The organism is Croceitalea sp. MTPC5 (assembly GCF_036985505.1).
Lineage (GTDB): Bacteria > Bacteroidota > Bacteroidia > Flavobacteriales > Flavobacteriaceae > Croceitalea.
The window spans coordinates 550,543-563,658 of the sequence record NZ_BTGQ01000002.1; the positions used below are offsets into that span (position 1 = coordinate 550,543).

The window sequence follows — 13,116 nt, forward strand, 5'->3', positions numbered from 1 at the left end:
AAAAACTTCATTAACGATAAATAAACATCATAATACAAGAGAAAAATTACCTATATGAAAAATTTTATAGCATTATTATTTGCAATACTACTAGCGAGTTGTTCACAATCAAAAGTAGAACGAATTACCCGTTTGGACGGTTCGAAAGTTTTAGCCGAAGAATTGGATCAAAAAATTCAAAAGCTTGTAGATACTGCCAATGTAACCGGAATTACGGTTTCCATCTTTAATCAAGATACCCTAGCCTATCAAAAAGCATTCGGTTACGCAAACTATGGCAAAAAAGATAGTCTGAGCGTTGATCAGCTATTTTATGGCGCCTCACTGAGCAAGTCGGTGTTTGGCTATTTGGTAGCACACCTTGTCCAAGATGGCACCCTTGACTTGGATAAACCTTTGCAAGACTATTTAGACACCCCTATTCCAGAGCTCTATTTTGAAAAGGAATGGCGAGGTTTTAAAAACCTTAAAGATGACAAAAGATATGAACAGATAACCGCAAGAATGTGTCTTTCACATACTACAGGTTTCCCAAACTGGAGATGGATGAGCAGAACAGGGGTATTTCATCCGGAAGGGAAAATTCAGATTTATTTTGATCCAGGAACTAACTACAGCTATTCTGGTGAAGGCATTCGTTTGCTGCAAGTTGTTGTCGAAAAAATTACCGGAAGAGGTCTCGAAGAAATGGCCAGGGAAATTATTTTTGACCCCCTAGAAATGGATATGACAAGTTACGTATGGCAACCCCGTTTTGAAGGAAATTACTGTCTCGGACATACCGCAGATCAGAAAACCATACCCAAAGACACAGAAGATGAAGCAGGTGCAGCGGGTTCAATGGAAACAACGCCAATAGATTATTCAAAATTTTTAGAACACATACTGGCATTAGAATCTCAAGATTCACCGATAACACAGATGCTTTTTTCGCCAAATATTGAAATTAGGTCAAAAATGCAATTTGGACCTGAATCCCTTGAAACAACTATGGACAACAAAAAAATAGGGTTGAATTATGGTATGGCGTGGGGTTTGATGACTAAAACACCCTACGGAAAAGCCGTTTTTAAAGAAGGGCATGGAGAGGGTTTTCAACACTACTCCATCCTATTTCCAGAAAAAAACATGGGCGTATTACTCCTCTCAAATAGTGATAACGCTGAAAGTATTTTTAAGGAATTATTGGAGATTACTATCGGTGATACCTACACCTCATGGGAATGGGAGAATTATATTCCTTACAATAAAAAACAGTCTTTATAATTCTTTTAATAAAATGTAAACCAAGTCCATAGTTGGATTAGGGAATTGAAAATTCTACAATTAAGTAATTGTATTTAGGTTCAACTAAAAAAGCCTCTCAAAATAGAGAGGTTTTTTTAGTGCCTATCGAGACTTAGTTCATAGTTCGAATTTCTAGGCCCAACAACATTATAATAATGAGGATGCACATCTTCTTTTTGAGTTATGGTTCAATCAAATTCCTTAGCCAAATTTTCATTCTAGCTCGCTACTTACTTTTTAAGTAAATTAGCCAAAGACCCTTTAAAAAAGGGTAATTCAAGACAAATGACATGAAGGTGACACCTAAATGTCGTAGAGGTGGCAACGCAATATCGGTAGCTTTGTACCAACAAAAATTCTTAATCAATGGAAAATCAATCAATCGGAAAAAACCTTATTTATCAAAGAAAACTGAAAGGCTATTCACAAGAAGATCTATCTGCAAAAACAGAGGTGACGGTACGCACCATTCAACGTATCGAAAAAGGGGATGTCAACCCACATCTACAAACCGTAAAATTATTGGCAACGGCACTTGACATTAACGTCGATGAACTCTTAAATCTAGAAAACCCCAAGGAGGAGGCCATCCAAAAAAAGTGGTTGTTACTTTTGCACGGCACACCCTTGTTGGGCTTTGTACTACCCTTCTGTAATGTACTCTTTCCTTTGTTCCTGTGGATCCATAAAAGGGAGGATAACACACTTTACGATAGGCATGGCGCCAAAATTGTCAATTTTCAGATAACCGCATTATTGCTGTATGCATTATCATTTGTAGCCTTATTGACCGTTGATAAATGGGGTTTTATAATATTTATTTCGGTCGTTCCCCTTTGTGTATTGATTGTATTGGCCAATATCGTATATGCCGTAAAAGAATATAAATGCTATTATCCATTGGCCATACCATTTCTAAAATTCAAGGGAAGTAAAACCATAAAATCCGTACTGCTTCTATTTACCTTGTTGGCCTTTGCAAATTGCGTCCCGCAAAAGACCGAGGGAATAAGCCGTTTGGATGGTACCGAAATTTCAAAGGATTCTTTGACCAAAAAAATCAATCAGCTTGTTACCGATGCCCAAGTGCAAGGAGTGGCAGTTGCTATCTTCGATAATAAGCAACCCGTCTATCAAAACACTTTTGGCTACAAAGATTTTCAGAAAAAATTAGTTTTGACAGACTCTACAAACATTTACGGAGCTTCATTGAGCAAAGCGGTTTTTAGTGTTTTGGTCATGAAGTTGGTCGAAGACAATGTTGTTGATTTGGATACTCCTTTGGAATCATACCTGCCTAAAAAAATATATGAATATGAACCCCAAACACGTTGGCATGATAATTATGCTGATTTACAAACAGACAGTCTATACCATAAAATAACGGCCAGAATGTGCTTGGCGCATACAACGGGTTTTGCCAATTGGCGATTTTTTGAATCAGACCGAAAATTAAGGGTGAATAATACTCCGGGCTCAAAGTATGGCTATAGCGGCGAAGGTTTTGTTTATCTACAGGTCGTATTGGAAAAACTGACTGGAAAAGGACTGGAAGAACTTGCACAAGAAATTATCTTCGAACCCTTACAAATGAATAACTCTTCGTATCAATGGATACCAAGGTTTGAAAAAGACTTTGCCTATGGCCACATGACCGATGGAAAAAAGTATGGCAAAGACATCGATAATGAACCAAGGTCAGGCAGTACTTTAGAAACCACGGCAAGTGATTATATCAAATTTTTAACGGCTATCCTCAATCAAGAACTTCTAAGTAAGACTTCGTATGATGAGATTTTTAGCTCCCAAATCAGAATCCATTCCTTAAAACACTTCGGACCTGATGCGGCAACTACCACAACCAAGTATGACGCCATTAATTTGAGCTGCGGATTAGGATGGGTCTATTTTGAAACACCCTACGGAAAAGCAGTTTCTAAAGGAGGCCATGGAGACGGATTTCAACATTATTCCGTACTCTTTCCAGAATTGGGTAAGGGTATGCTGATTATGACCAACTCTGACAATGGAGAGCGTATCTATAAAGAATTGTTGGAGAGTGCCATAGCTGATAAATATACACCATGGCAATGGTCCAACTATATTCCGTATGATAAGAAATAGTATTTAGTTTTTAATGTAAACTTTGAATCGTATTAAAATGAAAGTCAATTTACCAATACTTCTGACCCTACTTCTGTATATCCAAACCTATTCTCAAAAAAGCAATATTATTTCTTATGGTATTGATTCTACAGATCTATCCGCAGAACATCACAATCTAAATACCTATAGAAGTACTATCAATTTTCCTCCCTTCATAGGGTGGAGTAGAAATGGCAATAAGATGTTATTTAATGGCGGCAAGGTTATCTATGCCATGAAAAGATATAACTCAGAGATCAAAGAATATGAAAAATTCGACTCTTATCTAAGCTCGTACTTATCACCTGACCGACGTAAGTTTTTATATCTAGAAGATGACGATGGCAATGAAGATTATCAGATTTTCCTATATGATATTAATACAAACAAAGCCATCGAAATATCAGCGAAAGGGGATAAAAGTTATGACCCTTTCTGGTCACCAGACAGTAATCGATTTGCCTATAAGTCGAACAAAAGAAATGCTACGGAAGTAGATTTATATTTCAAGTCCCTTACCAATTTAGATAATGGGAAATTAGTATTTCAAGACTTTTCAGATGACGGCCAACTATATGATTGGAGTGCCGAAAAAGGCTTGGTATTAGCGGCAAAGGTCATTTCTGAAAATAACAAGATGCTCTATCTTATCAATGATGTGTCTGGCCATAGTACTCAAATCAATTCAACCAAAAGTGATATTGCATATTCAGATGCGAAATTTATCCCCAATCAAGAAGCCTGCCTCATTGTATCAGATGAATTCTCAGAATTTCTAGAACTTACCCATTATGATTTGAACAAAAAAAGATTCAACAGAATAACGAGCGATATTCCTTGGGATGTAGAAGCATTGACCATTGACGAATACGGAAAAAAAGCGGCATTCAGCACAAACGAAAATGGCTTTTCGAAACTATATATTTTAGACCTGAAAACCTTGGCATATCAAAAGGTTGCTGATTTCCCTATTGGAATTCTCGATAATCTAGTGATAGCTAACAACGGAACAAAAATTGGGTTCAATTTTTATTCGAGCACCTTTTCTCGCAAAGTTTTCTGTTATGACATTAAAAACAAAACTTTGAAGCAATATGCGAGAAAGGGGAAATTACCTGTCGACGCTATGACTTTTGTAACTGCTGAACCTTTTACTTTTAAAAGCGTGGATACATCTACGGGAATTGAAAATACTATTCCTGCTTTTATATACAAACCTCAAGGAAGTGCGCGGCCCTCCCCGGTTTTTATCGACATTCATGGCGGACCAGAATATCAAATACGACCTCGATTCAATAGTTTTTACCAGTACTTGGTCAATGAATTGGGCATAACCGTAATAATTCCCAACATCAGGGGTTCGAATGGCTATGGGAAATCATATATGAAGGCCGATGACACCTGGAATAGGGAAAATGCCATTACAGATGTCGGAGCGCTGTTGGATTGGATAAAGAATGAAAAAGACTTAGATGAAAAGAACGTGTCGATTTATGGGGAATCGTATGGTGGTTATGTGGTCTTGGCATCATTGGCGAAATATCCGCAACGGTTAAAATGTGGAATCGATATCGTTGGAATTTCCAATTGGGTAAGTTATCTCGAAAATACCCGTGATTACCGCAGGGATTTAAGACGGGTAGAGTTTGGTGACGAGCGCATAGAAAGCATGCGAAACTTTTTAAGCGAAATTTCTCCGCTCACCCATGTACAAGGAATAGATTCCCCATTATTAATCGTTCAGGGGTTTAATGACCCTAGGGTAAACTACAAAGAGTCGGTTCAAATGTTTGAATCTTTAAATCAAAAAAACAAGGATGTATGGTTTTTAATGGCTAAAGATGAAGGTCATGGGTTTCACAAACGCCAGAACTATAAACTACAACAAAATCTCATCGTTTCTTTTCTAAAAAAACATCTTTTGAATGCATATTTCAAAAACTAATGGAATGAACTCATTTAGACTTTTTGAATTAGCTAAAAAATCGCTCTTTTCTCCTCGCTTTTTGTCTTTTTTTCTTTCCGTAGCCTCGCTATGCAACTCAAAAAAGCAATCGATCGAGAAAAAAATAACTGATTTTCGCTTTAATCCAAAAAGTCTAAATGAGTTCAATATAAAAATTCAAGCACCCTTTAGTCTAAAGATTAGATTTAGTCTTTGTGGTTTTTACCTAATTGTAAATGATGTGTTCGTAACTACTTGATTTGGACACTATTTTTTATGCCAATTCAAGCAAAACTAGTGTTGATTTAAATAAAACTTCTTATTCCGAAATCAGAATATCCTTTCAATTACATATCGAAACCCTTCTAATTTAGGGGTATCTTACATTTTGGTCATTTACACTTTGATTTTGGTTAACCCATAGGCTCGCTTTGGAAATACATTTGTACTGTAAAAATTAAACAAATACAAAAACCTTAAATACAGTACGATGAAAACAATTAATTTAAAAACCAGGAATTTTAGTGTAAAAGTCTTCGTCATTTTTGCCCTAATGCTAGGTGCAATGGCCTTATTGGCCTTTTCGGCATTTGACAAGGAAGAACAAAAAGAAATAGCTTCAGTGGAACCAAAAGGGCTTCCAGTAGAAGTATCAAACCCAGTATTCGAAAAAATAACGGAATGGGATGAGTACACCGGTCGTTTTGAAGCGAGTAACCGTGTAGAGGTAAGGGCTCGCGTTAGTGGCTACATTGAGAACGTTAGTTTTAAAGACGGTCAGTCCGTAACTAAAGGAGATGTGCTGTTTACCATCGACCAAAGACCTTTTAAGATTGCCTTAAACCAAGCAAGGGCAAGTTACGGTCAAGCAAAGGCAAGACTGACGATAGCACAGGATAATTTTAGTCGTGTCGCATCTTTAAGGGAATCAGGCGCGGTATCCGCTGAGGAGTACGATAGCCGTAAACAAGCATTGGCCGGTGCCAAAGCTTCCATACAATTGGCTCAGGCAGCTGTAGACAACGCACGATTGAATCTAGAATTTACACGGGTAAAAGCCCCAATTTCAGGTCGCGTGAGTCGCGATATGGTCAATCAAGGCAACCTCATCGATGGTGGTTCTTCAAGTTCGACCTTATTGACTACGATAGTAGCCACAAGCCCAATTCACTTTTACTTTCAAGGAAGTGAATCCGATTACTTAAAGTACACCCGATTGGCACAAAGTGGCGAACGGGAATCATCACGTTCCAAAGCAAATCCCGTAATGTTAAAATTACAGGATGAAACGGATTATACCCACGAAGGGGTTATGGATTTTGTGGACAATGAAATTGATAGAAGCACGGGAACCATCGAAGGTAGGGCTACTTTAGAAAACAAAGACGGTTTAATCGAGCCAGGTATGTTCGGTCAAGCAAGATTATTGGGAAGTGCGGAACACGAAGCCTTAATGATTCCCGATGAGATCATTGGCACCAATCAATCAGTACGCTATGTATACGTACTTGATGAAAATAACCAAGTAGCCATAAAGAACGTAGAACTTGGTTCACTACATACCAACGGACTTCGTATCATTAAAAATGGGTTAACTCCAGAAGATAAAGTGATTACGAACAACATCCAGAAAATTAGACCAGGGGTCGTGGTAAGTCCGACTGAAAAATCCATACATCAAAATGAGGATGCTTTAGCTTTCTCAGAAGCGCAATAAAACCCAATAACATTTTGGTATCCTTGATTTCCCTCTCTATTACTTCGATTAATAGCTGAAAAGAGAGAGGCTAGGATACTACTGTCCAACATTAAAAAATAGAACTCATGAAATTTAGTCACATTTTTATCAAAAGACCCATCTTCGCTGCGGTGCTCAGCATCCTGATACTGATAGTGGGCGGATTGGCATACGTTTCCTTGCCAGTATCACAATTTCCAGATGTAGCGCCACCTACGGTACAAGTAGTAGCAACCTACCCTGGAGCAAATGCACAAACACTTTCAGAAACCGTTGCTACGCCTTTAGAGCAAGAAATCAACGGTGTGGAAGGAATGATTTATATGACCTCACAGTCTTCGGCAGATGGCCGTGTTACCTTACAGGTAGCCTTTGAATTGGGTACCGATTTAGACCGCGCCCAAGTTCAGGTACAAAATAGGGTAGCCATTGCAGAGCCGAGGTTACCGGAATCGGTAAGACGTTTAGGAATAACCACCAACAAAGTATCGCCCGATATTTTGCTCGTTGTTAATATGTATTCCCCCAATAAAACCTATGACCAAACCTATATTGGCAATTATGCCACCCTTCAAATGATCGACCAGATTGCAAGGATCAAGGGAGTAGGGGACATTCAAATATTCGGGGCAGCGGAATATGCAATGCGTATTTGGCTAGACCCAGACAGGATCGCAAATCTTGATATGACCGCTGGTGAAGTAGTGGCCGCCTTAAGGGCCCAAAATGTTCAAATCGCGAGTGGTACGTTGAACACATTACCCTCAGGGAAACAATCCGCTTTTGAAATCAATATACAGACCCAGGGGAAGCTGGTCACCCAAGACCAATTTGAGAATATTATCATTAAATCAGGTGAAAACGGCCGTATCGTACAATTGAAAGACGTCGGTCGTGTAGAATTGGGCGCACAAAACTATGCTACCAAAGGATATTTAGGAAAAGACCCTGCGATTGCAATGCCCATTTTCCAACAACCGGGCGGAAACGCTTTGGAAACGGCAGCTTCCATACAAGAAAAAGTAGCCGAATTAGCTCAGGACTTCCCTGAAGATTTGGAATATAAGATTGCATACAATCCAACGGAATTCGTTCAGAAATCCGTAGATGAAGTATATCATACCATTTTCGAAGCAGTACTACTGGTCATCTTTGTTATCTTATTATTTCTACAATCGTGGAGGGCAGCTATCATTCCGATATTGGCGATTCCAGTATCCTTGATCGGTACATTTGCCGTAATGCAGGCCATTGGCTTTTCATTGAATAACTTAACCTTATTCGGATTGGTACTGGCAATCGGTATCGTAGTAGATGATGCCATTGTGGTGGTAGAAAATATGGAACGGTACTTAAAACAGGGATTATCCCCAAAGGATGCAGCCCGTAAAACAATGGATGAAGTGGGTGGTGCCTTGGTAGCTATCGGACTGGTATTGATTGCCGTTTTTGTACCAACAGCATTTTTAGAAGGTATCTCAGGACAGTTCTACAAGCAATTCGGATTGACCATAGCCGTGGCAACGGCAATATCGGTTTTCGTATCGCTTACCTTAAGTCCGGCAATGGCTGCTTTATTGATGCGTCACGAAGCCCACGACCCTAACAAAAATACACCCTTACTTTTAAGACCGTTTAAATGGTTGGGCGACGGCTTTAACCGTTTTATGGACAAGCTCTCAGAGCGATTTGGAAACAGCGTTCGAAAACTTATCAGGACAGGTGCGATGGTAATGGTCGTATATGGTGGATTGATTGCTTTAACGGGATTTGAATTCAATAGGGTTGCCACAGGTTTCGTACCTCAAATGGACCAAGGGTATTTCATCAACGTTATCCAATTGCCGTCAGGGGCTTCATTATCTAGAACGGATGACGTGGTTCGAGAAGCGATCGATAAAATATTAAAAGTTGAAGGTGTTGAAAATACGGTCGCCTTTACAGGATTCGATGGGGCTTCCTCCACTAATTCATCCAATGCAGCAGCGATTTTTTCCACGCTTGAAGACTTTGATGTTAGAAGTGAAAAAGGATTGACAACGCAGTCCATCCTTGCAGAATTACGACAAGAACTCGGAAGCATAGATAATGCATTTGGGGTGGTGATCCCGCCTCCATCGGTACGAGGTATCGGTAATGCAGGTGGTTTTAGAATGATGGTTCAAGACCGTGGAAATCTGGGAACCGCTGAATTGATGAATGCTACCAATGCACTCGCTGCCGCAGCAAATGCAGACCCAGCCTTAAATAGTGTATTTACGTTCTTTAATAACCAAACACCACAATTATTCTTGGATATTGACCGTGTTAAAGCGGAGCAGTTGGGGATTGATGTTGCTGATATTTTCCAGTCATTGGAAATCTATATGGGCTCCGCTTTTGTAAACGAATTCAACTACTTGGGAAGAACCTATCAGGTAACCGCCCAAGCAGATGCGCCCAACCGATTGACACCTGATGATATTTCCAGGATTAAGGTAAGAAACAATCAAGGCGAGATGGTGCCACTAGGCACGGTAAGTACCCAGAAAGATATTGCAGGTCCAAGTAGGGTACCGCGATTTAATCTATATCCCGCTGCTTCTTTGGTAGGTGATGTAAATCCAGGATTTAGCTCTGGCCAAGCTTTGGATAGAATGGAGGCCCTTGCCGAAGAGGTTTTACCCCAGGGAATTTCCTTTGAATGGACAGAACTGGCCTACCAACAAAAACAAACAGGAAATACGGCAGCCATTGCCTTCTTATTGGCAGTTATCTTTGTATTCCTTTTACTTGCGGCACAGTTTGAAAGTTTAGTATTGCCGTTAGCGGTCATCTTTATTGTACCGATGGTATTACTATCGGCAATGATCGGTATTGATTTAGCGGGACTGGATAATAACATTATGGTTCAAATAGGGCTCGTTGTCTTGGTAGGTCTAGCCAGTAAAAATGCCATTCTCATCGTTGAGTTTGCGAAACAGCTGGAAGACCAAGGCAAAGACTTGAAAACGGCTGTCATCGAAGCTTCTAAACTGCGTTTACGCCCAATCTTAATGACTGCAATGGCATTCATATTAGGGGTCGTGCCTTTAGCAATTGCAACGGGTGCAGGTGCTGAGCTTCGAGTTTCCCTTGGTATTGCCGTATTTAGCGGAATGCTCGGAGTCACCATCTTCGGAATCTTTTTAACACCCGTATTTTACTACTTGGGAAGACGATTGACAACAAAAAAAACAAAGACTGAAAAGGTTAAAAAACCAGAGGTGTTGACCGAACAAGTCCAAACTTCATAGCACATATTAGATTTTGGTCATAGTAAGGGTGTTATTGGTTATCAAAAAACACCCTTACTAACCGAAATTTGTATCAAGAAATCAAAAAAAATTAAACAGATGAAAAATTTAACACTAATAACACTACTATCCCTGATATTGGTTTCCTGTGGGGTTACCAAAAGGGATTTTGAAGTCAACTCCAATGTTGAACTAGAAAGTAATTATTTAGAAAATGTATCGGAAGATTCCGCTATTCTAAAAGCCAATACAACGGCCACTATCGAATGGTGGTCAGCATTTAATGACCCTATTTTGGATACCCTAATTGATAAGGCTAGAAAACACAATCTGGATATCAATACGGCCATAGCAAATCTATATGCATCAAGAGCGATGGTCAAGAAAACAAAATTGGATAGATTACCAACGGTAACGGCAAACGGAAACGTGACCAGAACCCGCTTAGGTGAAAATATATTTGTACCAGGTGCGAACCCAACATTTACCACCTATAATTCCAGTTTTGATGCTTTTTGGGAAACCGATTTGTTTGGTCGCGTATCCAACAGGATAAAAGGCGCTTATGCCAACCAACAAATAGCAATGACGGATGTACAAGGAACATATGTAAGCATTTTTGCCGAAGTCGCCAGAAATTATATGGAACTGCGGGGTGCACAATACCAATTGGATATTGCAAACCGTAACCTTAAAGGGCAACAAGAAACCTATGACTTAACGGTTCGTCTTTCTGAAGCAGGAACTAGCAATCAGTTAGATGTATCTAGAGCATTGGCACAACTGGAAAATACAAGGGCTACCATACCACCATTAAATGCAAGAATTGAGGCTTTAAAAAATAGCATTAGCGTATTGATTGGGGAAGTCCCGGGTAACCTGGACAGCGATATCATCACTAAAAAACCATTGCCAAGCCTTCCAGAGTCGGTAGCTATCGGAAACGTAACGGATTTATTGCGAAGACGCCCGGATGTAAAACGTGCAGAAGCCGAATTACGAGTGCAGATTGCTACGTACAATTTGTCGGTAGCAGAATTATATCCTAAAATCCAGTTCGGAGGTTCTATAGGATTTTCAGCGGTTGATTTTTCAAACTTTGGAAACAATGATTCCTTTACCTGGAGCATCTTTCCTAGCATCAGTTGGGCGGCTTTTAACTTAGGTCGTGTAAAACAGCAAATTAAGAAAAAAGATGCGCTAACCTTGGCAGCATTGCAACGCTATGAAAAAACGGTATTGGAAGCCTTGGAGGAGATTAGAACGGCAATGACTAATTATACCAATGAACTGGAACGAAGGGAAACCCTTAGAAAGTCATCCTTAGCAAGTGCGGAAGCTACTGACATTGCAAGGAAACGTTTTAACGCAGGCCTGGATAGTTTTATTGATTACCTGAGCGCGGATAACACCTTATTATTGGCAGAAAACAGATTGGCCAGTAGCGAAATAGCTTCTGCTACTTCTTTGATCGCCATCTACAAAGCACTTGGTGGCGGATGGGAAATCATTGAAACGGATGAATTGGACCAACGATTTGAAGAATTGAAAACGGCAGATACGAGTTCAAAATAAAATAACAACACGATTTAATGTTGGATAAAGCAGCGGTATTTCAGAAATGGATGCCGCTGTTTTTTTGTAAATGATATAAAGTTGATAGTATATCCCAGAATCATATTAAAAACGGCATCACTATTTCATATTGGGTAATTACTTAAAAATGGTCATTTCGCCTTGTAAAATGGTTATGGAATACACTAATATCAGGGATACATTTGTAGTGTACTAATTAAAAAGACATCACCCATGAAAAATCTAAATAAAAAAAACATCCTCATCGTAGGAGCCACAGGTCAAGTAGGTAACAAGGTTATAGAACTACTTAACGGGAATAAAGCGTTAAACCTTTTTGGAACGTCAAGAAATAAAGAAAAACTAAAAACACTTCGTGGTGCCAATGTAAAAGGCGTGTACTTAGACCTCGAAGACAATGATTCCATAAGACCCGCTTTAAAAGGAATGGACAGTACCCTATTAATGACTAGTTATACTGCGGATATGATGCGGCAAAGCAAACGCTTTTTGGATATTGCAAAAGAAGAAGGTGTGAAGCATATTGTCCACATAGGTGCATCGGGCACCAATACCAATGAAATAGCACACTGGGGCTGGCATCAATTTATTGAAGCCTATATCGAAAAATTAGGGTTTGACTATACCCATTTACAGCCGGAATCCTTTATGCAGAATATCTTCAACTTTGGCTGGCTTCAAGAAAATACCCTTCACGATTTTATAGGGAATGCCAATTGGACGTGGGTTGATACGGACGATATTGCAGAAGTCATAGCACAACTGTTTATCCATCCTGAAAAATACCTTAATGAAACCATCCCACTTGGTTATGATGGAAAAACGATAACTGAAATTTCAAGTTTGATGGCTGAAGCTACCCAACAAGATTTTGAAGTGGTGGAACACCACCCAGATGAGTTTAGGGATATGACCTATCAAGGCACCAAAGATTCCGTATATGCGGACGCCTATATGAAGTGTGTATCCGACCAATTTGCCTTGAATGCTTCTGGTGTGCTTGCTACGGGAGAAACCTTTGACAATTTCGAATACATCACTGGTCGTAAACCTACCAGTTGGAAAGATTTTATTCAAAAAAACAAGCATAGAATAGGGAATCAAGCCGTATTGGCATAATCACAAAAGAA

Annotated in this window: 7 protein-coding genes; all 7 read left to right on the forward strand. The window is 39.5% G+C overall.

What is annotated here, in order from left to right:
- Window positions 1-54: 54 nt before the first annotated feature.
- The 7 genes from AACM45_RS07570 to AACM45_RS07600 all read left to right on the forward strand — a co-directional run bounded on the left by AACM45_RS07570 (window position 55) and on the right by AACM45_RS07600 (window position 13,105).
- Window positions 55-1,266: a serine hydrolase domain-containing protein gene (locus AACM45_RS07570; protein ID WP_339141793.1), complete on the forward strand. Its 1,212-nt coding sequence runs from the start codon at window positions 55-57 to the stop codon at window positions 1,264-1,266.
- Between the two features lie 387 nt (window positions 1,267-1,653).
- A complete protein-coding gene (locus tag AACM45_RS07575) occupies window positions 1,654-3,411 on the forward strand; it encodes a serine hydrolase (protein ID WP_339141794.1) in 1,758 nt (585 codons plus the stop codon).
- Window positions 3,412-3,448: 37 nt separating this feature from the next.
- Window positions 3,449-5,377, forward strand: coding sequence for a S9 family peptidase (locus AACM45_RS07580; RefSeq protein ID WP_339141795.1), 1,929 nt, complete (start codon window positions 3,449-3,451; stop codon window positions 5,375-5,377).
- 490 nt (window positions 5,378-5,867) lie between these two features.
- A complete protein-coding gene (locus tag AACM45_RS07585; protein ID WP_339141796.1) occupies window positions 5,868-7,094 on the forward strand; it encodes an efflux RND transporter periplasmic adaptor subunit in 1,227 nt (408 codons plus the stop codon).
- 107 nt (window positions 7,095-7,201) lie between these two features.
- Window positions 7,202-10,390 (forward strand): efflux RND transporter permease subunit, encoded by a 3,189-nt coding sequence (locus AACM45_RS07590; protein WP_339141797.1) that lies wholly within the window; start codon window positions 7,202-7,204, stop codon window positions 10,388-10,390.
- A 99-nt stretch (window positions 10,391-10,489) separates the two neighbouring features.
- The gene (locus tag AACM45_RS07595; RefSeq protein WP_339141798.1) at window positions 10,490-11,965 is read left to right on the forward strand and encodes a TolC family protein; all 1,476 of its coding nucleotides are present in this window, start codon (window positions 10,490-10,492) and stop codon (window positions 11,963-11,965) included.
- Between the two features lie 234 nt (window positions 11,966-12,199).
- Window positions 12,200-13,105 (forward strand): NmrA family NAD(P)-binding protein, encoded by a 906-nt coding sequence (locus AACM45_RS07600; RefSeq protein ID WP_339141800.1) that lies wholly within the window; start codon window positions 12,200-12,202, stop codon window positions 13,103-13,105.
- The last annotated feature ends 11 nt before the right edge of the window (window positions 13,106-13,116 follow it).

Bases quoted from the DNA above. Each gene is read 5' to 3' on its own strand.
- AACM45_RS07585 (WP_339141796.1), top strand. From the start codon at position 5,868: ATGAAAACAATTAATTTAAAAACCAGGAATTTTAGTGTAAAAGTCTTC.
- AACM45_RS07590 (WP_339141797.1), top strand. From the start codon at position 7,202: ATGAAATTTAGTCACATTTTTATCAAAAGACCCATCTTCGCTGCGGTG.
- AACM45_RS07570 (WP_339141793.1), top strand. From the start codon at position 55: ATGAAAAATTTTATAGCATTATTATTTGCAATACTACTAGCGAGTTGT.
- AACM45_RS07595 (WP_339141798.1), top strand. From the start codon at position 10,490: ATGAAAAATTTAACACTAATAACACTACTATCCCTGATATTGGTTTCC.
- AACM45_RS07580 (WP_339141795.1), top strand. From the start codon at position 3,449: ATGAAAGTCAATTTACCAATACTTCTGACCCTACTTCTGTATATCCAA.
- AACM45_RS07575 (WP_339141794.1), top strand. From the start codon at position 1,654: ATGGAAAATCAATCAATCGGAAAAAACCTTATTTATCAAAGAAAACTG.
- AACM45_RS07600 (WP_339141800.1), top strand. From the start codon at position 12,200: ATGAAAAATCTAAATAAAAAAAACATCCTCATCGTAGGAGCCACAGGT.